This window comes from Chryseobacterium daecheongense (genome assembly GCA_027920525.1).
Lineage (GTDB): Bacteria > Bacteroidota > Bacteroidia > Flavobacteriales > Weeksellaceae > Chryseobacterium > Chryseobacterium proteolyticum.
Map to the genome: position 1 here is coordinate 3,148,177 of CP115858.1, position 23,711 is coordinate 3,171,887.

Annotated in this window: 25 protein-coding genes; 10 read left to right on the plus strand and 15 right to left on the minus strand. The window is 35.4% G+C overall.

The genetic code is table 11. From position 1 onward, the window contains the following. The first annotated feature begins 12 nt into the window (after window positions 1-12). From PFY10_14020 to PFY10_14030, 3 genes are all read left to right on the plus strand, one after another. Window positions 13-732 (plus strand): DNA alkylation repair protein, encoded by a 720-nt coding sequence (locus PFY10_14020; GenBank protein WBV55344.1) that lies wholly within the window; start codon window positions 13-15, stop codon window positions 730-732. Further along, a complete protein-coding gene (locus tag PFY10_14025; protein WBV55345.1) occupies window positions 732-1,061 on the plus strand; it encodes a DUF6122 family protein in 330 nt (109 codons plus the stop codon). The genes PFY10_14020 and PFY10_14025 overlap by 1 nt, the downstream gene beginning before the upstream one ends. Before the next feature lie 65 nt (window positions 1,062-1,126). Then, complete coding sequence (locus PFY10_14030) at window positions 1,127-2,197, plus strand: ionic transporter y4hA (GenBank protein ID WBV55346.1); 1,071 nt, start codon at window positions 1,127-1,129, stop codon at window positions 2,195-2,197. On the opposite strand, the gene PFY10_14035 is transcribed toward PFY10_14030, so the two are convergent. Then, window positions 2,194-2,577 carry a group III truncated hemoglobin gene (locus tag PFY10_14035; protein ID WBV55347.1) on the minus strand — a complete coding sequence of 128 codons (384 nt, stop codon included), beginning with the start codon at window positions 2,575-2,577 and terminating at the stop codon, window positions 2,194-2,196. The two genes, PFY10_14030 and PFY10_14035, sit on opposite strands and share 4 nt — an antisense overlap. Before the next feature lie 192 nt (window positions 2,578-2,769). Between PFY10_14035 and PFY10_14040 the strand changes: the two genes are divergently transcribed. The 4 genes from PFY10_14040 to PFY10_14055 all read left to right on the plus strand — a co-directional run bounded on the left by PFY10_14040 (window position 2,770) and on the right by PFY10_14055 (window position 5,783). Next, entirely contained in the window at window positions 2,770-3,759 is a 990-nt protein-coding gene (locus PFY10_14040) for a hypothetical protein (protein WBV55348.1), read from the plus strand. A 127-nt stretch (window positions 3,760-3,886) separates the two neighbouring features. Beyond that, window positions 3,887-4,855, plus strand: a complete 969-nt coding sequence (locus PFY10_14045) for an ion channel (protein WBV55349.1) — start codon at window positions 3,887-3,889, stop codon at window positions 4,853-4,855. Next, window positions 4,855-5,343: a YkgJ family cysteine cluster protein gene (locus PFY10_14050; protein WBV55350.1), complete on the plus strand. Its 489-nt coding sequence runs from the start codon at window positions 4,855-4,857 to the stop codon at window positions 5,341-5,343. The genes PFY10_14045 and PFY10_14050 overlap by 1 nt, the downstream gene beginning before the upstream one ends. A 119-nt stretch (window positions 5,344-5,462) precedes the next feature. Continuing rightward, entirely contained in the window at window positions 5,463-5,783 is a 321-nt protein-coding gene (locus PFY10_14055) for a hypothetical protein (GenBank protein ID WBV55351.1), read from the plus strand. Window positions 5,784-6,036: 253 nt separating this feature from the next. On the opposite strand, the gene gdhA is transcribed toward PFY10_14055, so the two are convergent. From gdhA to PFY10_14070, 3 genes are all read right to left on the minus strand, one after another. Further along, a complete protein-coding gene (gene gdhA, locus PFY10_14060) occupies window positions 6,037-7,395 on the minus strand; it encodes an NADP-specific glutamate dehydrogenase (GenBank protein WBV55352.1) in 1,359 nt (452 codons plus the stop codon). Window positions 7,396-7,585: 190 nt separating this feature from the next. Next, window positions 7,586-8,695, minus strand: a complete 1,110-nt coding sequence (dprA, locus tag PFY10_14065) for a DNA-processing protein DprA (GenBank protein WBV55353.1) — start codon at window positions 8,693-8,695, stop codon at window positions 7,586-7,588. Window positions 8,696-8,729: 34 nt separating this feature from the next. Continuing rightward, the gene (locus tag PFY10_14070) at window positions 8,730-9,497 is read right to left on the minus strand and encodes a rhomboid family intramembrane serine protease (protein ID WBV55354.1); all 768 of its coding nucleotides are present in this window, start codon (window positions 9,495-9,497) and stop codon (window positions 8,730-8,732) included. 269 nt (window positions 9,498-9,766) lie between these two features. On the opposite strand from PFY10_14070, the gene PFY10_14075 reads away from it, so the two are divergent. Continuing rightward, window positions 9,767-10,690 carry a DUF3078 domain-containing protein gene (locus PFY10_14075; GenBank protein WBV55355.1) on the plus strand — a complete coding sequence of 308 codons (924 nt, stop codon included), beginning with the start codon at window positions 9,767-9,769 and terminating at the stop codon, window positions 10,688-10,690. 67 nt (window positions 10,691-10,757) lie between these two features. Here PFY10_14075 and sufD read toward each other — a convergent pair whose 3' ends face one another. The 5 genes from sufD to PFY10_14100 form a co-directional block, all read right to left on the minus strand. Beyond that, window positions 10,758-12,065, minus strand: a complete 1,308-nt coding sequence (sufD, locus tag PFY10_14080; protein ID WBV58944.1) for a Fe-S cluster assembly protein SufD — start codon at window positions 12,063-12,065, stop codon at window positions 10,758-10,760. 126 nt (window positions 12,066-12,191) lie between these two features. Further along, on the minus strand, window positions 12,192-12,935 hold the full coding sequence (sufC, locus tag PFY10_14085; protein WBV55356.1) for a Fe-S cluster assembly ATPase SufC: 744 nt from the start codon (window positions 12,933-12,935) through the stop codon (window positions 12,192-12,194). Between the two features lie 18 nt (window positions 12,936-12,953). Further along, window positions 12,954-13,463, minus strand: a complete 510-nt coding sequence (locus tag PFY10_14090; protein WBV55357.1) for a GNAT family N-acetyltransferase — start codon at window positions 13,461-13,463, stop codon at window positions 12,954-12,956. Window positions 13,464-13,465: 2 nt separating this feature from the next. After that, window positions 13,466-14,914, minus strand: a complete 1,449-nt coding sequence (gene sufB / locus PFY10_14095) for a Fe-S cluster assembly protein SufB (protein ID WBV55358.1) — start codon at window positions 14,912-14,914, stop codon at window positions 13,466-13,468. An 83-nt stretch (window positions 14,915-14,997) separates the two neighbouring features. After that, the gene (locus PFY10_14100) at window positions 14,998-15,327 is read right to left on the minus strand and encodes an iron-sulfur cluster assembly accessory protein (GenBank protein ID WBV55359.1); all 330 of its coding nucleotides are present in this window, start codon (window positions 15,325-15,327) and stop codon (window positions 14,998-15,000) included. Window positions 15,328-15,538: 211 nt separating this feature from the next. On the opposite strand from PFY10_14100, the gene PFY10_14105 reads away from it, so the two are divergent. Next, on the plus strand, window positions 15,539-16,477 hold the full coding sequence (locus PFY10_14105; GenBank protein ID WBV55360.1) for a GLPGLI family protein: 939 nt from the start codon (window positions 15,539-15,541) through the stop codon (window positions 16,475-16,477). A 13-nt stretch (window positions 16,478-16,490) separates the two neighbouring features. Beyond that, on the plus strand, window positions 16,491-17,342 hold the full coding sequence (locus tag PFY10_14110; protein WBV55361.1) for a GLPGLI family protein: 852 nt from the start codon (window positions 16,491-16,493) through the stop codon (window positions 17,340-17,342). A 48-nt stretch (window positions 17,343-17,390) separates the two neighbouring features. Here PFY10_14110 and PFY10_14115 read toward each other — a convergent pair whose 3' ends face one another. From PFY10_14115 to PFY10_14140, 6 genes are all read right to left on the minus strand, one after another. Next, window positions 17,391-18,251, minus strand: a complete 861-nt coding sequence (locus PFY10_14115; GenBank protein WBV55362.1) for a zinc metallopeptidase — start codon at window positions 18,249-18,251, stop codon at window positions 17,391-17,393. 104 nt (window positions 18,252-18,355) lie between these two features. Then, on the minus strand, window positions 18,356-20,434 hold the full coding sequence (locus tag PFY10_14120) for a sulfatase-like hydrolase/transferase (GenBank protein ID WBV55363.1): 2,079 nt from the start codon (window positions 20,432-20,434) through the stop codon (window positions 18,356-18,358). A 221-nt stretch (window positions 20,435-20,655) separates the two neighbouring features. Then, complete coding sequence (ribH, locus tag PFY10_14125; protein ID WBV55364.1) at window positions 20,656-21,174, minus strand: 6,7-dimethyl-8-ribityllumazine synthase; 519 nt, start codon at window positions 21,172-21,174, stop codon at window positions 20,656-20,658. A 2-nt stretch (window positions 21,175-21,176) separates the two neighbouring features. Further along, window positions 21,177-21,884, minus strand: a complete 708-nt coding sequence (locus PFY10_14130; protein ID WBV55365.1) for a tetratricopeptide repeat protein — start codon at window positions 21,882-21,884, stop codon at window positions 21,177-21,179. Window positions 21,885-21,997: 113 nt separating this feature from the next. Continuing rightward, complete coding sequence (locus PFY10_14135; GenBank protein WBV55366.1) at window positions 21,998-23,041, minus strand: L-dopachrome tautomerase-related protein; 1,044 nt, start codon at window positions 23,039-23,041, stop codon at window positions 21,998-22,000. 97 nt (window positions 23,042-23,138) lie between these two features. Continuing rightward, window positions 23,139-23,702: a Crp/Fnr family transcriptional regulator gene (locus tag PFY10_14140; protein ID WBV55367.1), complete on the minus strand. Its 564-nt coding sequence runs from the start codon at window positions 23,700-23,702 to the stop codon at window positions 23,139-23,141. Window positions 23,703-23,711: the final 9 nt, after the last annotated feature.

Below are 23,711 nucleotides of genomic sequence, written 5' to 3' on the forward strand. Positions count from 1 at the left end.
TGATTGATTGTTATGAGTAACGTAGTAAAAGAAATACAGGAAGCTCTAGCTGTTTTATCAATTCCCGAAAAAGCGGAATTCTTCCCGAAATTTTTTAAAACAGGAAAGGGGGAATATGGTGAAGGAGATATTTTTTTAGGTGTAAAAGTTCCTGACCAGAGAATTGTAGCGAAAGAATACTATTCCAAAATCTCTTTGAAAGAGCTCAGTGTTTTGCTTGCATCCGGTTTTCACGAATATCGGTTGACTGCATTATTTATGCTGATCAGTAAATTTGAAAAAACAAAGGTGGCAGAGGAGAAAAAAGAAATTGTAGATTTTTATCTTAATCATTTGCCATACATTAATAATTGGGACTTGGTGGATTCAAGTTGCTATAAAATATTAGGGAGATATGCTTTTGAAAATCAACAAGAACACCTATTAAGGGATCTTTCTCATTCTGATGAAATGTGGCATAAAAGAATAGCCGTAGTTGGAACAATGCATTACATTAAAAAAGGCTTTTTTCATCTGACAAAGGAATTTGTAACGACGAATCTGAGCCATACGCATGATCTTATGCATAAAGCAAATGGCTGGTTATTAAGAGAGATGGGAAATAAAAATGAAGGAGAATTAGTTGCCTATCTCAATAAGTACTATAAGGAAATGCCCAGGACCTGCCTGAGGTATGCTATTGAAAAACTGGATGAGGAGCTACGACAGGATTATTTAAAAGGAAGGATCTAATGGATTGTTTATTTTGGAAAACAGGAACACATTATTTTTTACACCTGGTATTTCCTGTTTTGATAGCATATATATTTTATAGGGATCACTGGAAAAGAACTTACCTGATACTCTTAGCTACCATGTTAGTTGATCTGGACCATCTGTTTGCTAATCCCATATTTGATCCTGACAGAAACAGTATAGGATTCCATTTTTTACATTCTTACTATGCAATTGCGGTGTACTTTTTGCTGCTTTTTTTTAAAGGAAATATAAGAATTGTTGGCATCGGGCTTTTATTGCATATGCTGACTGATTATCAGGATTTCAATCTTTGGTGTCATTAAAATATCATTAATCTTTTCTCTTAATATTTTAATCTTCATTGATTTTTTGTATTTTGTAAACACTTATGAAATTAAAAGAACTTTTACATTATACCTTTATTTTCCCGGTTTTAGCCGTGGGATATTACTTTTCTGGTCTGATGGCAAACGGTGTCATCTTTGAAATAATAGCAGGAATTTTACTTACAGGAAGTGTGCTTTCGGCTGTTCATCATGCGGAAGTGGTAGCCCATAAAGTAGGAGAGCCATTCGGGACAATTATTCTTGCTCTTTGTATTACCATTATTGAAGTGGCGTTAATTATTTCTTTAATGATAGCAGGAGGAGATCAGGCGGTAACGCTGGCAAGGGATACTGTTTTTGCGGCTGTAATGATTATTCTGAACGGAATATTGGGGATATGTATTTTAGTAGGTGGAGTAAAGTATTATGAGCAATTTTTTGCGAGAACTTCTGCTACAACCTATCTGGTAAGTATTGTGTCTATATTGGCGCTTACTCTTATTCTTCCCAACTTTACTTCAAGTGTAAACGGACCTTTTTACAATACGGCCCAACTGATCTTTGTTTCAATTGCCTGTCTTGTTATTTATGGTGTATTTCTTATGGTTCAGACAGTGAGGCACAGGAACTATTTCATTATTACATCAGATGACCCGGATTCACATTACATCCCTTCAAAAATAGCGACTCTTATCAGTTTTATATTTCTTGTTATCTGTCTGATTATTGTTGTCTTAATGGCGAAAGGGCTTTCTGCGACCATCGAAAATATGGTTCAGAGTGTTGGAGCGCCAAAATCTTTGGTTGGAGTGATTATTGCAGCTGTGGTTTTGCTTCCGGAAGGAGTTGCGGCGATCAGGGCAGCCAGGAATAATCAGATACAATCAAGCGTTAATCTCGCATTAGGTTCTGCGCTGGCAAGTATTGGATTAACCATTCCTGCTGTGTCTATAGTTTGTATCATGTATGACATACCTTTTGTATTAGGACTGGATAGAAAGGACATTATTTTGCTTTCTTTATCGGTATTTATCGTTATGCTCTCATTAAGCAGAGGGAAAACCAATATTTTATACGGAACTGTTTTATTGGTAAACCTGGCGGCTTATATTTTTACTGTAATCGTTCCTTAATTTAATTTTCTCGCCATTTCCATTTTATAGGACATAAGTTTTGCGATGTTTTCAGATTTGTAGATGGCCATGTCCGCACTTTCACCGATGAAAAGCTCTTCTATTGTGCTTTTCCAAAGAAAGAGCCACTGATCGAAGTGTTTTTTTTCCATTGCATGAAGTTCGTTGATGGGAAAGTGAACGGCCATTGGATTTCCTTTGTAGCTCATCTGGCCAAAAAGAATCGTTTCCCAGAAAGAATACATTTTAGGAAGGTGGTTATCCCAGTTTACCTTTGCAATATCATTAAAAAAGAACCCAATGGTTTCGTCTTTAACTACCTTTCCATAAAATGAATTAACAAGGTGTTCTATATCTTCTCTTGATTCCAACTTTTTCATAATTCAAATTTAGTGTAAATCAGGTAAAAAAGGGACTTGAAAATTGATCAATCTCATTACCTGCTAGTTATCAGTCACAACTGCAATTAATAAAATATTTATAAGTGTTAAAATTGTTTAATTCGCAAAAATAAGCTACTAAACAGAGCGGTTTTTGTAAATTTAATAATTAAACACTAAAAAATAATAAAGATGAGTAAAAAAATCAATTCTGTTTTAGTAATTATGTTATTGGGGATTTCTGTTTCTTGTTCAAGGGATGAAGTCAGTTCTATTGGTGATGATACAGAAAACACAAGTTATACTGATTTAAAAAGAACTTCAATGACTGAGGCGGAAATGCTTCAGAAGGGCTGGAAGATTGTAGATGAATTTAAGTTGCCGGGCAACACGAATGTGATACGTGGTATATCTGATGAAAAAAGCAAGATACCCTTTAAAGCAAATCACTTGAAGGATATGGGATATGATATCAATTTTTCAGGTGAAAAAACAAGGCTCAAAAATATTTTCGCTTATTCAGGACAAGTTCCTGACGGAATTATTTTTAATCCGGATCTATCCGTTGATGGCGATATGCGAAATACAGCAGCAAGTCCGGATGTATCTATTGTTTTAGGAACCCCTGATGTAAAAATAAAGACAGACGGAGTAGATCTACCTGATGATTCGTATACGACTGAAGCTATTAATAATGGTGACCGGGAAAGTGAGATTACAGTTACCTATTCTTATAAAAAAGGGTATTCAACCTCATGGAAACGTACGGTTTCAGGATCATTTGAAGTAGGAGCTTCGGTATCCATAGATGTTCCGTTAGTTGCCAAAGCATCTGCCAGTACAAAAGTTGTTGTGGGAGGCGATACTACAGATGGAACCGAGAGCTCGGAAGAAATTACAGAAACAAGTACATATAAAGCTATTGTACCAGCTCATTCCAAAAAAATAATTTCTGTTCTGACAAAGTTGAAAGGATCTTCGGTGGAGTATTCTGTGCCAATGAAGTTAACCGGAACTTTGCTGGCCAATTTTCCCAACCCTGCAAACGGACATTACTACTGGGCTTTTCCCGTGGAAGATTTTCCTAACTTTATTTCAAACATACATGGAGAATCGGGTATTGTAAAGTCGGTGAGTAATGTAAGTGTAACTGTTCTTGAATCACCGGCCCAAAAAATATAGATCGATCTAAAATAATATATAATATAGACAGGAACTGTAGAGTTCCTGTTTTTTATTAAAAATGTTAAAAAAATGATTTATTCTATGCTTAACTTTGCTCTTTAAAATAATTAAAAAAAGTGTAAGAATGACCCGGGGATTCAGAAAAAAAATCCGTCAGACAAATACGGAGAACAGTGGTTTTGGTAACAATGCCTCAGGGAGATTTATCAATAAGGATGGTTTTCCGAATGTTCAGCGAACAGGAGTCAATGTTTTTAATCGGCTAAGTTGGTATCATACGATGCTTAATTTATCCACATTTCGTTTTCTTTCGTATCTGGTAATTTCCTACGTGGTGGTCAATCTTATTTTTGCATTGGTTTATTATCTGATCGGAGTACAGCATCTTACAGGAATTGATAAAAGTAATCCCCTCAATGAATTTATTGATGTGTTTTTTTTCAGTTCGCAAACATTTACGACAGTAGGATATGGAAGAATTGCACCGGTTGGTTTTCTGGCGAGTCTGGTGGCTACTTTTGAAGCTTTTTTAGGATTGCTTACCTTTGCTATTGCAACAGGACTTTTTTATGGAAGATTTTCACGACCCAGAGCTTACTTAAGGTTTTCTGATATTGCAGTGATTGCTCCTTTTAGAGATACATCTGCTTTAATGTTCAGGCTAGCGCCTTATAAAAATAATGCGCTTACAGATGCAGAGGTTATTGTTTCGGTAGCTATTGAAGTTATTGAAGATGGAGTTCCTAAAAGTAATTTTTACCGGTTGGATACCCAGCTGGGTAAAATTAATACATTGGCACTTAACTGGACTGTTGTTCATAAGGTTGATGAAAACTCACCGTTTTATGGCTTTTCTGAGGAAGATTTTAAAAATACAGATATTGAACTGATTGTTCAGGTTCGCGCTTTTGACGAGGTATTTTCCAATACTGTGGTTCAAAGGTCGTCTTATGTGACGGGGGAAATTATTTATGGAGCCAAGTTTGTCCCAATGTATTATCCGAATAAAGATAATCAGTCGACAATTCTGGATCTGGATAAGATTAATGAACACCAAAAAGCAGATCTTCCTGTTTTTAGCGAAAAGGGGTAATGGATATAGAATTATACAGAAAACAAGCTTTACAAAAGCAAAAGGAGCATAAGAAATTTTTGGACGGATTAAAGAAAAAGCCGCCCAAAAATCTTGATTATGTTGTTCAGGAAACCCATGAAGAAGTATTTGAGAAAGTGGATTGTCTTCAATGTGCAAATTGCTGTAAAACTACCGGGCCTTTATATACAGAGAAGGATATTGAGCGCATTGCTAAGCATCTTCGAATGAAGCCTGCAGATTTTGAATCAAAATTCCTGAGGATAGATGAGGATAATGATAAGGTACTACAAAACTTACCCTGCTTTTTTCTGAATGATGATAATACGTGCTCGATATATGAAGTGAGACCTAAAGCCTGTAGGGAATATCCTCATACGGATAGAAAGAAGATTTATCAGATTAATTCGTTAATGGTAAAAAATACTGTTATTTGTCCGGCTGCGTTTGAATTTGTGGAGCGGATTATGAAAAATTTAGGAAAATAACCTATAATCAAAATTCATCTTAAAATAATATAAAGTACGTTAAATAAGACCTTTACATATAATTTAATAAAATAAATGGCGTTCTAGAAATACTAAACACCCATTTAAAATATTAGAATATGAAAAAGTTAATTTTCACAGCAGCATTTTCTTTAGTAGGAATGATTGCTGTATCAGCTCAGACTGAGACACAGAAGAAGGTTGATCCTAATCAGACTACAACCCAGACAACTCCACAAACGATGCAGTCTAATTCCAATACGACTACACCGAATCAAACATTAAGTACAAGTACAACCACTACTGTTGATACTTCAGCCAACCCAACTAAAATGACTGATGGAACAACAAGTGTTAGTACTGAAACTGCTGTTGAGGCAACAAAACCTTCTGAAGCGACTAAAGAAGAGAAGAAGGCTAAGAAGAAAAAGTCGAAATAAATTGTTAAAAAGTTGAAATGAAGATCCTGAAATTATGTATTTCAGGATTTTTTTTGAGCATAAAATGTCTGGAAGCATATTATTCCCTGCCAAATGATGATGGGAGATGCACTTATCTTGTATGTTTTTACATAAAAAAAGCATTGAATATATCAATGCTTTCTCCTTTCACTTTTTACTTTTTTCCCATTATCCCCGGGAACAGGCTATAAGAAAAAAGGCCGGGAAGATTCCCAACCTTTATATTTTTATCTTACACAACTCCTTGAGCTAACATTGCTTCTGCAACCTTCACAAAGCCGGCAATATTTGCCCCTTTTACATAATTTACATAGCCGTCTTCCTCTTTTCCGTAGTCTCTACAAGCTTTATGGATTCCAATCATGATTTCCTTTAATCTTGCATCTACTTCTTCAGAAGTCCAGTTCAAACGAATTGAGTTTTGAGTCATTTCTAATCCTGAAGTAGCTACACCACCGGCGTTAGATGCTTTTCCAGGAGAGAATAATACTTTGCTGTCTAAGAAATAGTTGATGGCTTCTAACGTTGAAGGCATATTAGCAGCTTCAGTTACACATAAAACTCCGTTTTCAACCAATATTTTAGCATCTTCGAAATCCAATTCGTTTTGGGTTGCAGAAGGGATTGCCACATCACACTTCACTTCCCAAGGACGTTTCCCTGCATGGAATACAGCAGATGGATATTTTTTAGCGTAATCCTCAGCTCTGTTATTACCGGAAGCTCTCAATTCCAATAAGTAATCGATTTTATCTCCTTCAATACCGTCTTTATCATAAATATATCCGTCAGGACCTGAAATGGTAACCACTTTTCCTCCTAATTCAGATACTTTTTTAATTACTCCCCACGCTACATTACCAAAACCTGAAACAGAAACTATTTTGTCTTTAAAAGTTTGGCCAATGGTTTTCAGCATTTGCTCAGCAAAATACACAACACCATATCCCGTAGCTTCAGGACGGATCAATGAACCTCCATAAGCAAGTCCTTTACCAGTAAGAACACCGGTAAATTCATTTCTGATTTTCTTATATTGTCCGAAAAGGTATCCGATTTCTCTTGATCCTACCCCGATATCTCCGGCTGGAACGTCAGTTTCAGGACCAATATGCTTGCATAATTCAGTCATGAAAGCCTGGCAGAAACGCATTACTTCCATATCTGATTTTCCTTGTGGATCAAAGTCAGAACCTCCTTTACCACCTCCCATTGGAAGAGTAGTTAATGAGTTTTTGAAAACTTGTTCAAAAGCTAAAAACTTAAGAACAGATAAATTTACTGTCGGATGGAAACGAATTCCTCCTTTGTATGGTCCGATTGCAGAGTTCATCTGAATTCTGAAACCTCTGTTTACCTGGATCTCTCCTTTGTCATCAACCCATGGAACTCTGAAAATAATAATTCTTTCAGCTTCAGCCATTCTTTCTAGAAGCTTCATTCCTGTATATTCCTTCTTTGTAGCGATAAATGGGATAACAGTAACTGCAACTTCTTTTACGGCTTGTAAAAATTCTGGCTCGTTAGGGTTTTTTGCCTCAATTTTTGCAATAAACTCCTGGATTTTCTGGTCAATATTATATTGTTCCATATATTAAGGTTGAATATTATTGCCAACAAATTTAATTTTTTTTTCAAGATTCACAACACCTTAATTGATGATTATTGAAAATTTAATAATTATGAGGGAAAATATTATTAAATTAATAATTAGCAGTTAAATTTTATTAAAAATTAAATGTTATTTGTGAAATAATGCAATATTAAGAAATAGTTAAATTTCAAATTGCCACAAATTGTCTCCCGGAAAGTGATTTCACTTTCCCTAAAAGCTCTAATTCCAAAATTATGGGCAAAATTTTGTGTGTCGGAAGCGTAATTTGCTGGGCTAGATCATCTAAATTTATTTGTGGATTCTTTAGAATAAATTTATAGATTATATTTTGATTATCAGTTAGTTGTATGCTTGTGGAAGAATAAGGAAAAAGTTCTTCCATTTTTTCCTTGGGCTTGTTAAAACCAAGGGTATAAATAAGGTCTTTTATTGTAGAAATTATTGCTGCTTTATTTTGAGAAATGAGCTGATTGCAACCTTGACTATGTAGATCGGTGACTTTTCCCGGGAGAGCAAAAACATCCCTGTTGTAGCCGTTTGCAAAAGTTGCTGTACTTACAGACCCTCCACCAAAAGCAGTTTCTACCACAATTGTAGCAGAAGACAAACCCGCAATAATCCTGTTTCTCTGGATGAAATTTTCTCTGTCGGGTTTCCTGGAAGAATTAAATTCTGTAAAAAGAGCCCCTCCTTCATTAATTATTCTGTCAGCCAGTTTCTTATTTTTGGCCGGATATAAAGTATGGAAGCCATGGGCTAGAACACCAATCGTAGGGATTTTATGATGCAGAGACTGTTCATGAACTTCCTTATCTGCTCCCAAAGCCAGGCCACTGACGGAAACAAAATTGCAGGATTGAGCTTCATGAAAAAAGTCGCTTATAAATTGTTTTCCATATGATGTGATAGTACGTGTACCCACAATACTTAATGGTTGTAAGTTTTCATTGTAGGTTCCTTTTTGGTATAAAATAGCAGGAGCGTCTTCACATTCATGGAGTAAATAAGGAAGTTCTTTCAGATGTTTTAACCTGATCTGAATACCGTTACGCTCGCAAAATTTTAATTCTTTTTCTGCGAAGTGTAAATGAGACAAATTGCCAATATCTGATACGATTTTGTGACCAAATCCATCCAGCTTTTTATATTCTTTTTTGGCTTGTTCCCAGGCGTTTTTAGCGCTCCCGAATGCTTTTGTGAGTTTAGAAAGGTTAATGTCACCAATGAGGTTACATTCGCGTAATGCGATTGAATAAAGGTGTTCTTCGGATATCATGTGTGCTTTTTATCCAAATGTAACGAATTAAGTTTTATTTTTTTCTTAATTCATCCAAATGATCCCAGATATCATCTCTTTTTTTGTACGGCAGTTCTAAAAAGTCTTCAGGGTGATTTTCTTTATATTCCTGCCAAAGTTTGTCATCTTTTTCGCTATAATAATTGGGGAATTCCCAGATATATCTTTTCTTTTTTTCTCCTATGTTTTTAAATGCAAATGCAATAATACTTCCTACAACTGCTCCCGATAGATGGGCTTGCCATGATATTTTACTCGGTTCCTGAAGATTGTAAAATAGTTCCTCCGGAAACATTCCCCAAACTAAACTGCCATAATAAAGTACGACCAGTAAAGAAATGGTGAGAAGCTTCATATTCCATTTGAAGACCCCGCTGAAAAAGAGGAAAAAAGCTAGAACATAAACAATACCGCTCGCTCCAATTGTACATGTGTACATATATTCTCCTGTAAGAATATCTATGGGCGGAAGTAACCATAACAGCAAACCTGTTGCAAGCCAGCCTATGACAAATACTTTATTAGCCACTAACGGGTAAAACTGATATAGAAGAAACATCAATACGGCGATCGGAATTGAATTGCTAATGATATGATCCATATTTCCATGCAGAAGGGGAGAAGTAATTATTCCAAGCAAGCCTTCAGGTAGCAGAGGTATAATAGCTCCAAAACAGCTTTGAAAAAAGCCTTGTGTCTGTAAAAAGTACCCCAGCCACATTGCTGTAAGCATCAGCAGTGGATTTATGATAGCTTTTCTGGAAATTGCGTTTTTAAACATGAAGAGATAATGTCAAATCAAAAGCCAATAATAAATTTCGGAAATTTTGGCGATGATTTCCAGATACGAAGTTTTTTTTACGACAAAAGGTAATGATTTTTATCAAGATTTAAATTTTAAAGAAATATAAAAGATTTGATTGCCTGAAAGTGGCTCGGTTTTCGTATGTTAAAGGATAATTTGTGAACAAAACAGGCTACCTGCTTTATAAATTATGGGTTCACACAAATTATATTTTATACTTTTGTAATTGAAAAATTTTTTATTATATGAAGAAGTTTTTATTGCTTGTCGGTATTTCAATGCAGTTTTTTGTAAATGCTCAGGACATAAAAAAAGATTCAATCGTTGTAGACACTGTTAAACATTGGTCGGTTTTAGGTAAAAATACATTAATGTTCAATCAGGCCGCTTTTTCAAATTGGGTTGGTGGAGGAGCCAACAATGTTGGCTGGCTTGCAGGTATCGATTATAATCTTACTTATGAAAAAGATAAGGACCTATGGGAAAACATTATTATCATGGGTTATGGACAGAATAATACAAAAGGAGTAGGAACAAGAAAGACACAGGATGTTCTCAATATTTCTACCAACTATGGAAGACAGTTTTCTAAAAGCTGGTATATTTCTTCCGGGGCAAGCTTACAGTCTCAATTTTCAGCAGGATATGAAGACGGGAATAACCCGGAAGCAAAGAAAATCTCTAATTTCATGGCTCCGGGATACTTTAACATGGGTTTGGGGGTTACTTACAGGCCAGATGATAATCTGACGGTAACATTGCGCCCGGTCAATGCAAGATGGACGTTTGTTCTGGATCCTGACCTCCAGAAAGCGGGAAATTATGGCTTAAAAGCAGATGGCGACAGTTCTCTTCTGCAATTTGGTTTTTTAGGGAATGCTGTCTACAAAATTAAGCTTATGGAGAATATTAATCTGACTAATACTGCGTCGGTATTTTCAAATTACCTAGATCATCCGGATAGACTTGTTCTCGCTTATGGAGCAGTTGTCAATTTAAAAATCAACAAATATATTTCTTCCAATATTACGGTGGATGTACTCTATGACCATAATCAAATCCAAAAGACACAGCTTAAACAGACTTTAGGAATTGGTATTGCCTATACTGTGAATAACGGGGTGAAGAGATCGGACAGGAAAGATAATCAATGGTGGATCAAGAAATAGAGAAACTATATATCATAATAAAAAAAGCACTTCATACGAAGTGCTTTTTTGGTATCAATTTATTTTCTTAGAATTCAATGTCTACTTCTAATTTCTCAGCCAATAATCTGGAAATTTTTTCTTTTAAAGGTTCAATATCAATGTTTTGCATGGCATCATTGGCAAATGCATATAATAATAATGCCTGAGCTTCTTTTTTAGAGATTCCTCTTGCTCTCAGATAGAATAATGCGTCGTCATTCAGCTGACCTACAGTACAACCATGTGAACACTTTACATCATCTGCAAAGATTTCCAATTGAGGCTTTGTATCAATACTTGCTCCCTCGCTTAGCAAAACATTATTATTTTGCTGATAAGCATTGGTTTTTTGAGCTATTTTATCAACGAAAACTTTTCCGTTGAATACACCATGTGCCTTATCTTTAAATATCCCTTTATAGTTTTGATAACTTTCACAATTCGGCTGATTATGGTGAACTGCAGTATGGTGATCCACCAACTGATCTTTTCCGATAATCGTAATCCCGTTCATAAATGAATTGATATTCTGTCCGTTATGAATGAAATCGAGATTGTTTCTTACCAGTTTTCCTCCAAAAGAAAACGTGTTTACAGTTGTTAAACTATCTTTTTCCTGTTTTGCAAAAGTGTTGTCAATCAGATAAGAAGTGTCATTATCATTCTGAAGCTTATGCCAGTCTGCTTTTGCATTGGGATAAGTGAAAATTTCAGTTACTGAATTTGTTAATACAAAAGTATCATCAAAATTATGGTGACTTTCAATAATTTCCACTTTTGCTCCGTCTTCTACGATAAGTAGGTTTCTTGTGTTGTAGAAGGTGTTTTCCTCTTGATTTTGTGAAAGATAGAAAACGTGGATAGGTTTTTCAATAACTACATTTTTAGGAACTTTCAGGAAGAACCCGTATTTGCAATAAGCAAGATTCAGGTCCGTGAAAGCTGATTTTTCTGCAGCAATTGTATTAAAGTATTTATCAAATACTTCTTTATGCTTTTCATCATTCAAAGCATAGTTGAAGGACAAAAACTCTACATTCTCAATAGAAACTTTTGATAATTCTTTATGAAGTTTACCATTCACAAAAACAATCCAGTCAAAATTTTCTTCACCAAGATGCAATTGCTCCAATTGCTCTTTAGTAATATTGTGACCTTCTTTAGGGAAAAAATTATAGTTTTTTTCCGTGATCTCTTTTAGGTTGGTATATTTATATTCTTCGTCTTTTTTGGTTGGAAAACCAATACTTTCGAACGCCCGAAGAGCTGACTTTCTATCTTCATCCAGAAATCTGTGACGAAGACTTTCCAAAAACTCATCGTGGTTGTCAATAATTTGATCGTATAAAGCCATTACTGAAATTTCGGCCATCACACCTTTTTTATGTATTTAAAAATTGTATTACCATTTGCGGTTTTTCCGCTTGACTTTTAGTAATGATTGATAAAATCGGTACTAAAAATATTTCTTCTTATCTAATTAGTTAAGAAGCCAATCGTAACCTTTTGCTTCCAATTCTAAAGCAAGAGATTTGTCACCAGTCTTTATAATTTTACCGTTAGCCAGTACATGAACAAAGTCCGGTTGGATATAATTAAGCAATCTTTGATAGTGGGTAATCAAAAGAACTGCATTTCCTTCGTTTTTAAAGTAATTTACTCCATCTGCAACGATTCTTAAAGCATCAATATCCAATCCTGAATCTGTCTCATCAAGAATAGCTAATTTTGGATTAAGCATCATCATCTGAAAGATCTCATTTCTCTTCTTTTCACCTCCCGAAAATCCTTCGTTTAATGATCTTGAAAGGAAATCTTTTTTAATTCCAAGTTTTTCAGATTTTTCACGAATCATAGCAAGCATTTCTTTTGCCGGCATTTCTTCGAGTCCGTTTGCTTTTCTGTTTTCGTTTAAAGCAGCTTTAATAAAGTTAGTAACAGAAACTCCAGGAATTTCTACCGGATACTGAAAAGAAAGGAATATTCCTTTGTGCGCTCTTTCTTCAGGAGCATCCTCATTGATGTTTTCGCCCTCAAAAATAATTTCACCTTCTGTAACCTCATAATCTTCTTTTCCTGCGATAATAGAAGAAAGGGTAGATTTTCCTGCTCCGTTAGGTCCCATAATAGCATGGACTTCACCTGGTTTTATTTCAAGATTGATACCTTTTAAAATTTGTGCGCCATCTTCAATTCTGGCGTGTAAGTTTTTTATTTCTAACATTTTATTTGCTTAAACAAATTATTTTTGAATTCTATATACTAAACTTTCCGGCTGATCCGAGACATCATTAAGTTTTCCTGTCTGCTCCATTCCTGCTTTCTCCAATACTTTGATGGAAACTATATTGTTAGGGCGGACAACACCGAAAATTTCCTTTTCATTTAAATCATTGAAACCGAAGTCTATTGTCTTTTTTGAAAATTCTGTTGCATATCCTTTTCCCCAAGCTTCGGGAGCAAAGCGATATCCCAGATTTAATTTTTCTGTCTCACCATACATTTTATAGCTTAACCCTCCAAAACCAATAATTTTTTCCGGATTTTCTTTTTCTGAAACAGCCCAGGCTCCAAAATTATTTTGTTCCCAGTGTTCCAGCATTCTATTAAATGTACTTGTAGCCTTTTCAAGACTCATTGGTCCATTTGGATTATATAAATTAGTCTGCGGATCATTATTAATTTCAAAAAATCTTTCAAAATCGTCTTTTTCAGGTTTTCTTAAAATCAATCTTTCCGTAGTTTCCTTCATAATTACCCTACCGAACCTTCTAATGATATCTCTAATAATTTCTGGGCTTCAATAGCAAACTCCATTGGAAGTTTATTTAAAACTTCCTTACTGAACCCATTTACAATCAAAGCAATAGCCCTTTCTGTATCAATACCTCTCTGATTGCAATAGAAGATCTGATCTTCCCCAATTTTTGAAGTAGTAGCTTCATGCTCCAGCTGTGCAGTCGGGTCTTTGATCTCAATATATGGGAAAGTATGCGCACCGCACTCATTACCCATCAGTAATGAATCACACTGTGAAAAGTTTCTTGCTCCTTTTGCAGAAGGCATTACTTTTACCTGCCCTCTATATGAGTTCTGAGATTTTCCTGCTGAAATACCCTTGGAAATAATCGTTGATTTCGTATTCTTTCCGATGTGGATCATTTTAGTTCCTGTATCAGCATACTGGTGATTATTTGTCACCGCAATGGAGTAAAATTCACCTATTGAGCCATCTCCTTTTAAAATACAAGAAGGATACTTCCATGTTACTGCAGACCCGGTTTCAACCTGCGTCCAGGAGATTTTTGCATTTTTTTCGCAAAGTCCTCTTTTAGTCACAAAATTGAATACACCTCCCTTGCCTTCTTCGTTACCCGGATACCAGTTCTGAACAGTTGAATATTTAATTTCTGCATTGTCCATTGCTATTAATTCCACAACAGCTGCATGGAGCTGATTTTCATCTCTGGAAGGAGCTGTACATCCTTCAAGATAAGAAACATAACTTCCTTCATCCGCAATAACAAGGGTTCTTTCGAACTGTCCTGTTCCAGCCTGATTGATACGGAAGTAAGTAGAAAGCTCCATCGGGCATCTTACACCTTTTGGAATATAGCAGAAACTTCCGTCAGAAAAAACCGCGGAGTTTAATGCAGAATAAAAATTATCTCCTCTTGGAACTACTTTTCCAAGATATTTTTTCACCAGGTCTGGGTGATTTTTTATCGCTTCGGAAATAGAGCAGAAAATAATTCCTTTTTCTGCCAGGGTTTCCTGAAAAGTTGTTTTTACAGAAATAGAATCGATGACGATATCTACCGCAACTCCCGAAAGTCTTTTTTGCTCTTCGATATTGATACCTAGCTTTTCAAATGTTTTGAGAAGCTCAGGATCTACCTCATCTAGGCTTGCCAACTCAGGATTTTTCTTTGGAGCTGCATAATAACGGATAGCTTGGAAATCTGGTTTTTCATATTTAATATTTGCCCAAGTAGGTTCTACCATTTTAAGCCATATTCTGAAAGATTCCAAACGCCATTCTGTCATCCATTCCGGTTCTTCTTTTTTAGCAGAAATGGCACGGATGATATTCTCATCTAAACCAATTGGGAAATCTTCATAATCGATCTTGGTTTCCCAACCGAATTCATACTTTTTATTTTCTAAATCGACGCGTAAATCGTCTTCTGTATATTTACTCATTATTTTTTTTTAGATTTCAGATGTTAGATTTCAGATTGAAGAATAGGTCTTTTATCTGATATCCAGCATCTAATGTCTTTTCTCTATAGAGAAAAACTTTCTCCACAACCACATGTTCTGGATGCATTCGGATTGTTAAAAACAAATCCTTTTCCATTCAAACCTCCTGAATATTCAAGAATTGTACCCGCTAAATAGAGGATAGATTTTTTGTCCACAACAATCTTAACATCGTTATTTTCAATAATCTGATCTGTTTCTGTTTTTTCGTTATCAAACTTTAAAACATATTCCAAACCAGAACATCCTCCACTTTTCACCCCCACTCTTATATAATCTTCAGCAGGGTCAAAGCCTTCTTCCGTCATTAGTTGGATGGCTTTTAACTTCGCTTGATCTGATACTGTTATCATTGTATTTATTTAGAATGATTTAATCTTGCAAAAATACGAACTAATTTCCGCAATCTCAAATTGAAGATATCTATTTTAATAATTCTAATCACAAGAGGATCATTATACATATGATCACTGCTATTAAAAATGGATAAATTTTCTGCGGCAAAATTAGTGATTCTGGTTCGATTTAACTTTAGACAGTATTTTTTATCTATAAAGAACTATTATGAAAAATAAATTACCGGTCTTTTTTGTGTTGTTTCTATTGTCTATGTCCTATGGACAGACGACACGTTATATTTATGAAACAGCTGTAAATCCGGATTCAATTAACCTGGTAGGGCTGAAGACTGAAAGGACTTTCCTCGATATCAAAGGCAGTCAATCGTTATTCATAAGTGAACATAAATTAGTAAGGGACTCTCTTGTGTCAAACTTTAAACGGGATGAAAGGATAAGTAATAAAAAAGAGGGTAAAGATTTTTCAAAATTAGGAATAGGAAAATCGGGAGAACAGTCTTTTTTTGATTATTATATTCTTAAAGATATTCCGGATCAAAAAGTATATTATTATGACAGAGTAGGAGGGAAGCAGATTTATTATCAGGAGGACAGACCTATACAATGGAATGTAACAAATGATGTCGAAAAACAGAATGGCTATTCGTCACAAAAGGCAACTGCCAGCTTTGCTGGAAGAACCTGGACAGCTTGGTTTACGAAAGACATCAATGTTTCTGATGGGCCTTACAAATTTTCGGGGTTACCAGGATTGATTGTAAAGCTTGAAGATGATAAAGGAGATTATAAATTTGATCTCATAAAAAAAGTTGTTGTAAAGAACTCTTTTGAAGAGCCTATGGATTCTGATGCGAGAAAAAGTTCAAGGGTCAATTTCCATGGAGATAAAGCGGCGTTGGAATTGGAGCTTAGTAAAAACAAAAGAAGTATAAACGGAGGAAATAACGGTGGTATGCAAGGTTTTGAGGCAGGTAGACATCAGGGAGGAATGAATGGTGGTGGAAGAGACGGAATGAGAGGAGGAGGAATGCGTCGTGGAGGAACGGGAATGAATGGGGGGAACAGTGACCTTCCTGCGCAAAGTTTCGGCTCTGGAAATACATCCTTTAATACAGGAAGCCAAAATCCGATCGAATTACAATAAAAATATAAAATAAATGAAAAAAATAGGAATCATAGTTTTAATACTATGTATGCAAATAACCTTTGCACAGGTGAACCGTTTTGTATATCAGGTAACTATGAAATCTGATGCTACAAATAAAAATGATGTAAAAACAGAGAATGCTTATTTGGATATCTCACAGGATAAATCTGTTTTTTATTCAGAAAACAGGATAAAAAGAGATTCGATTATACAAAATACTTTCCAAAGTGGTGGAGCGAGGGGCTTTAACAGAGATCAAATGGAAAGCTTACGGAGTAATATCAACTATACAGTTGAGAAAGATAAAAAGGATCAGAAGATCTATTTTAAAGACCGGTTAGGCCGTGATATGTATTCATATGAAGAGGATAGGCCGTTAAACTGGAAAATATTATCTGAGACCACAAAAATAGGAGACTATAAGGTTCAAAAGGCAGAGACCGATTTTGGGGGAAGAAAATGGACAGCCTGGTTTACTACAGATCTTCCATATCAGGATGGGCCTTATAAATTCAGCGGACTTCCAGGCCTTATTATAAAAGTAGAAGATGATCTTGGTGATTACTCTTTTGATTTGATGAAGAATTATAAAATCGCTGCTTTCCCTACGATGAATCAGTTTGGAAATACCATTAAGGTTAAAAGGACAGATTATATCAAACAGCAGAAAAAGTTCTATGCAGATCCGGCATCGTTCATGACACAGGGCGGTGGAGGTTTTGCCCAAACCAGAATTGGGGGAGGAGGAATATCCGGACCAAGAGGGAATGGAGGTGGAAATCCTGTCGATTTCCGAAAAAGAATGGAGGAGAGAGTTAAGGACGACGCAAAGAAAAATAGTAATCCAATCGAACTGCAATAAAAAAACAGCCTGAAGAATTTCTTCAGGCTGTTTTTTAGAGTATAGTTGTTACTTTAAAAGTTGATTAAATGTATCTCCTTGTCTGATATCCCCGGTATTATAACCTTTCATAAACCATTCCTTACGTTGGGCAGATGATCCATGAGTAAAACTTTCCTGATTAACATATCCCTGGGATCTTTTTTGAATATTGTCGTCACCAACAGCCTGAGCAGCTTCTATCGCAGAGTCGATATCTCCCGGTTCCAGAATATGCCTTTCCTGATCTATGTTTTTCGCCCAGACTCCAGCGTAAAAATCGGCCTGCAATTCAGTAGCGACTGATACTCTGTTCATATCCGCTTCCGAATATCTTCCACTTCTTCTCAGTGCATCTACTTTTTGGGTGGTTCCTAACAAAGTCTGTACGTGGTGCCCGACTTCATGGGCAAGTACATAGGCTATAGTAAATTCTGTTACTTTCGCACCGAACCTTTGTTGCAACTCGTTAAAGAAGCTCATATCCATGTATACTTTCTGATCTGCGGGGCAATAGAATGGTCCCATTGCTGCTTGAGCCGTACCACAACCTGATTGTGTTGTTTCTTCGAAAAGAACAATTTTCGGAGGAGTATAGGTCATTCCATTTTCCTTGAAGATCTGATTCCATGTAAGGTTATTCCAGCCACTCATCATATCTACCATTTCTCCAATTTTCTTTTCATTGGCATTTAGTTCCCTTTGCTCTGTTTGGGTAGGTGATGACATGTTGCTCCCTGAACTTAATATGCTGGAAGGATCCCCGCCTAAGAAGAAAACAATGGCTGCAATAATTAATGTTCCTAATCCTCCTCCAACGATCATACCACCGCTCCCTCCTGAACCTCGGCGGTCTTCAACGTTCCCTCCTCTATCGTCTGTCCATTTCATAGTAATTTTTTTGTGTATGTAAATTTAAAGATTTAATGCTGAAAATAAAATAAGAGGACTATAAAATCCTCTTATGTATTTACTATATTGATGTCTACAATACATTAGCGATTGAGCTGGTTTGTTTTTAGCCAATATGAAGTCGACTGATAGGCGGAAATTGCATCGTCAACAATTTTTTGATCCGGCTTTTTTAAAGGATTTTCATCATAATAAATGCTAAATTCCGGAGTAAGTTTATCCTTCTTTTGGGAAAGGGAATATTGCTTTATCTTTTTAACAGGAGAAATTACCGTTAAATATCCGTCTTTTACAAACCCCAGATCCTGATAAGTGGCAATATATGCTTTAGGCTGAAATTCTTTTTTGAGAACATCCTGGCCCAGGAACTTCGATTGATAACTGAAGTTGAGTAATCCCAAAACAGTTGGCATAAGATCTATTTGTGACATAAGCTTATCAAATTTTACAGGCTGGATAAAATCTTCTGAAAAAACCATTGCGGGAATTCTGTATTTGTCCATAGGTAATTCCGTACTTCCTGCACTTGAAGCACAGTGGTCAGCTACAATAACGAAAACGGTGTTTTTGTACCAATCTTGTTTTTTTGCCATCTCGAAAAACTTGCGAAGGGAGTAATCTGTATATTTTACACCTCCTTCTCTTGATTTTGCATCTCCGGGGATATCTATTCTTCCGCCCGGATAAGTGAAAGGTCTGTGATTGGAAACAGTCATCCAATGGTTAAAAAATGGTTTTCCGGATTTTGACTCTGCATTCATTACCTGAATGGCTTTTTTCGCCATATCTTCATCAGCGACTCCCCAAACGTTGGCAAAGGTTATTTCTTCCGGCTTGAAATTATTTCTGTCAACGATTCCGTATCCATTTCCGGCAAAGAAATCCTGCATATTATCAAAATAGCTGTAGCCTCCATACAGGAATTTTACATCATATCCTTTTGATTTAAAGATATTTCCTGTTGTAAATTTGTTTTTATTATTTTCTCTTTTTATGATACTTTCTCCGGCTGTTGGCGGGATACAAAGGGTTAAGGCTTCGAGGCCCCGAACTGTTCTGTTTCCTGTTGCATACAAATTGGTAAACATCATGGATCGGTTAGCCAGACTATCCAGGAAAGGAGTTATTTTCTGATCATTTCCATAATGCTGCATAAAATCTGCAGATAAGCTTTCGATGGATATAAGAACCACGTTCTTTTTAAGTTCCGGTTGGTCGGATGTAATATTTCTCGTAAGGGTAGGTTCAGGGTATTGGCTTAAAAAATTATGTTCTGCTGTTTTTTGATCTATCTGCGGATAAAACTGAAAGTAATCCAATTCATTATGGGTAAATGCCCAGTAAAATTTCGGAAAACCATTGGCTTCGATTTCTTCTGCAAATATATTTGAGGATTTGATTTGGGTTGTGAATGTAAGAGAGAATAAGCTGACTCCGGCAAGTATTATGAAAGACGCTAGTAAAACCAGTTTTTGCTTGAAGTCAGGAAGCTCCTTAAGTTCATCTTTGGTCTTTTTAAAGATAAACCATGTAACTGCAGAGGTAAGTGCAAAAATAATCAGAAAGAGAGGAAGGACAGGGTAGCTTTCCATTATATTTCCGATCACTTCATTAGTATATATGAGATAATCTACCGCAATAAAATTGTATCGTAATCCAAATTCATTATAAAAGAAATATTCACTTACTGCATTAAATATGATGAGCAGTACATATATAAATAATGTGATAAGATAGAGGATATTTCTGATTTTAATCCTTTTGGAAGGAAAAAAAAGCATTAATGCAAAGCAAAGGATCTTTACTCCAATAAAAGCAAGTGCAATTTCTGCTATAGAACCGCCATATTGTTTGAAAATATTATTAGGAATAAGAAGTATGTAGAAAAAAAGGAGCACTAAAGCTCCCAATATGATCTGTCCGTAAGGTTTTTTGTATTTTGAATCTGAAAGAAATAAAAAGTAAAGCGCCAGAAATGTACTAGCCAGTATAAACACAAAAACATCATTAGCCACACCAACTACTAAAACTTTAAGGACTTCAAAAAAGCCAAAGCTTGCTGTAGTTATTGGATGGAAAAAAAACACTATCCTAATGATCAGTGATACGATAAGATAAAAGAATCCTAAGTATAAAAATGGTTTTATTTTTTGCGAATACATTCAGATTAGATATATGTTGACTTTACAAAGATAGTTTTTATGCACAGTTTTTCAAGAGAAAAAATAAAAACAGGTAGTTTGTTGTATTTTTTATAATAAATTAAATTATTCTTAAGTTGAATTCTCTATAAGCTGTAGCCTCAAATTGGTCCCTAAACCTAGGTACAGAAAAAGGGACTATCATTTGATGTCCCTTTATATTCTCTAAGAAAAGAGATATGCTAAGAATGGCCAAAGCCAATGTTCCCTTTTTTATCTGATAAATTCTTTTTGAAATCTATCATTCTTAAGGCAGTAACGGCTGCTTCTACGCCCTTATTTCCCAAATCTCCACCGCTTCGCGCAATCGATTGCTCTTTGGTGTCATCGGTAAGAACACAAAAGATGGTTGGGGTATCTGTTAAAATATTACAATCTTTAATTCCCTGAGCTACCGCAGAAGATACAAAGTCGAAGTGTGGAGTTTCTCCACGGATAATACATCCTATTGCAATCACAGCATCGAATTTTCTTTCTTTGCAAAGCTGCATACTTGCATAATTTAACTCGAAGGCTCCCGGCACCGAAAACAACTTTATATTTTCTGTTTTTACTCCTTCTTTTTCAAGGATTTCTAAAGCTGCATCACGAAGATTGTAAGTTACAAAGTCATTCCACTCAGAAAAAACAATGCCGATAGAAAAATCTTCGGCATTGGTTATATGAAGTGGCTTGTAATCCGAAAGATTAACTGTTGCCATTTTTAATAATATTTAGTCATTTCAATATAAGAATCAGACATTCCGTTATCGTAGTCCTGATATTTCTCGTCAATAGTTGAGAAGTATTTTTTTGCATCTGCATTTTTCTTTAATCCTAATGCAACAATACCTGCTTTTCTTGTAAAGTAGTAAGAAGTATAAGGATCTGAAGATGCTGTTGCTGCCTTGTCTAATAATGCTAAAGCTTCATCATTTTTATTAAGACCGGATTTAGCATCAGCCATGGCACCATACTTCATAGCCATCAATGTTTTATTATCAGAAGAAAACTGATCCAAAAGATCATATGCTTCCTGAAATTTTCCTTCTTTGAATTTTAACAAACCGGCATTATATCCTGCAAGCTTACCGATATCTGTAGAAGAAAAATCATTATAAGTTCCAATAAAACCTGGATTAGCAGCAGATTTACCTCCTAAAGCTTCTTTATCTTTACCTTCGGTAAGGTTTTTCTGAGCGGCAAGGAATGTCTTTACTGCTTCGGCATTTTGAGGAGCAACAACAAATTGCTTATAGGCGAAAAATCCTAAAACTCCTAAAATCAAAGCCCCAAAAACAATACCTAATGGTTTTGAGTACTTTTCAAGGAATCTTTCTGTATTCAAAGCCTCTCTGTCAAGATCTTTAAAAAATTCCACTGTTTCTTTACCTTCTTGCTCTTTCTGAGCATTCTTTGCAAGTTTTGCCATAAATTCTTAAAAATTGAATTGCAAATTTAATTGTTTCTGAATGATTTACAAAATATAAATTATGAATATTAGTTTTTGTGGCCTTAAATGTCAAAAGATTCTGGGCTTTGTTTTTAAAACTTCAATTTAAATATTTTGTAAGTGCTTCTTTTTTCTTTAGGTAAGTGTATTTGAGAAGTTGTAAAGTAGAGATTCCCTTGGTTGTCAAAAGCAAATGAATCAGGCCATTTTATAGCTTCATCTTTTATTATTTCGGTAAAAACACCTTGTTTATTTATTTTACTGATTGCATTTTTCTCTAAACTACTTAGAAAAAGTTCTCCTTTCTTGTTGAATATAATCCCATCATTGGCTCCGGTTTGCGCATACTTTTCCACCTTTGTTCCCAATTCGGTATCAGAAATATTTTTATCTAATAAATATGCAACCGGTATCCTGTAGACATTTTTACCCATCAATGAGCAAAAATATAAATATCCGCTCGGTGCATCAAGTTCTATTCCGTCCGAATGCACCGGGTGTTTCCTTTCGTAACCTTCTATTATAATCTTATCTACTTCGGTTAAGGTAGAGTAATGATTGACAAGAACTCTTCGTACTTCGGTGGTGTTTAAATCGAACATGACAATACCACCGACCTGTGAATCTGTAAAATAAGCAATGTGATTTTTAAGGTCTATTCTAAAATCATTTAAGTAAGCTTTGCTTGTTATTTTCTCGGCAGGTAAAAAGTAATTGTGAATAAGGGTATTATTTTTAAGATCAAAGCAAAATAAGCGGGCGCCTTTTGTGGTATCGGTCAAAAGTTCGTAGCCTGTATCCAAAACCCAAAGTAAGTCTTTACTATCTACATACATACTTTGAACACAAATAAACTGATTATTGTTTGATGTATTTTCTGTCCAATTGTTCCAATGCGGATTAGGAAAAGGGATGGTCTTTCCGTCAATAATTTCTGCAACAGAAACCGGTGTTTCCGGAGACCATCTTGGGAAATTGACAAAAACACGATTAGTTTTGGAAATGGCAATTCCGGTCCATTGTTGTGGATTTTCGGCAAAGATACTCATCTGAACTTTGCTGGTTGTTTCCTGACTATAAGCCACCACGTTTGTTATAAACAAACATAAGAAAACTATTTTTTTTAATTTGTACATAATAACATCTATTTTTTAGTAAACTTTAGTACAAAAATGGATGTATATGGTGAAATGTAAAAGGATGATTCTCACAAATATTTTGTGACGAATCTCACTATTTAGAACCCAGACGACTTAGGGATTCTCTTGAAACTCCAATGTAAGAGGCAATTATTGTTTTCGAAACCCTTTGAAAAAGATCAGGGTATTGTGCAAGGAGAACTTCATAACGCTCCTTTATATTATCGGATAAAAGCGAAATCATTCGTTTTTGAAGAGCAACAAATCCACTGTTGGCTTTTTTTCTGAAAAAATGCTCTACTTTTTGCATTTCTTTACACAGTTTTTCCCGGTTTTCATAAGATAAACAAAGGAGCTCTGTATTTTCGAGGCAGTCTACGTTAAATATGGCTTTTGTATGGGTGAAATAAGCTTGATAATCTGTGATCCACCAATTTTCCATCGCAAACTGTATAATGTGTTCCTTTTCTTTTTCATCAGTATAGGAAGCTTTCAATAATCCTTTTTTCACCCAATATGTGTGATTAACAGAATCGTCTTTTTGAATGAGGAACTGATGTTTTTTTAATTTTTTTATTGTAAAGTGAGAAAGAATGTAAGCAAATTCATCATCAGTCAAATCAATTATTTCTTCGAAATGTGCTCTCAGGTTTTCCATTACAGGTTT